Genomic DNA, 732 nt, shown 5'->3' with positions numbered 1-732 from the left:
TGAATGGACGATGGCTGACCGGGTGTTCAACCTCTGCATCGAAGGTCTTACCGTCAGCGGTGTAGATCGTGGTGGGCAGGAGGTTTTCGGTCGAGCGGGTGATATAGGCCATGCGGGAACGCAGCGTCAGCAGACCCTCGCGGCCGACGTTGCGCTCAATATCGTTGAGCTTGCGCTTCAGGGTGTAGCGAACCTGATCGATCGTCAGGGTCGTATCCGGATTGGCCTCCCGGTAGTCCGCAAGCGCTTCCGTGGCGGTCGGTTTCGAAGGCTTGGCGTAGAAGCCAAGAAACGCGCTGAACTCCGGTGAGACCGGATCATCTTCCTTCGTCAGAGCCGGTGCGAGGGCGGTGATGCCGCCCTTATCTCTGGCGGCAAACCAACGTTGCACGGTACGGGTGGATATACGTGCATCGCAGCCACTACGATCGTTGGCGAGCTTCAGGGTGCCTTCTGCCAGGCCAAATCCGTTAGGATCGGCGAGCAACGATGGCCGCTCCAGGAGCAGGCGCTCGCGATCGCTCAATGGCTCGCCTGCATCGGCCTTTGCAAGTGCCGCGACACGTTCAAAATATTCGTCCTGGGCACGCACGAACATCAGGATGGCTTCCCGGCGCGCCGTCATGCCGTTCATGATCACATAGCGGTCGATGGCCAGCAGGATTTCGCCGCGGGCTTCCATCGTATTGCGCTGACGGAACCGCAGGGACGTGACAGGGATCAGCGAAGCGC

Annotated in this window: 1 pseudogene; it reads right to left on the bottom strand. The window is 60.7% G+C overall.

Annotated features, from left to right (window positions below):
- Nucleotides 1-732, bottom strand: a pseudogene (locus MD273_RS18500) (hypothetical protein); the annotation flags it as partial.

The organism is Marinobacter sp. C7, from assembly GCF_022343555.1.
GTDB lineage: Bacteria > Pseudomonadota > Gammaproteobacteria > Pseudomonadales > Oleiphilaceae > Marinobacter.
This window is presented reverse-complemented; position numbering and strand designations above follow the sequence as displayed.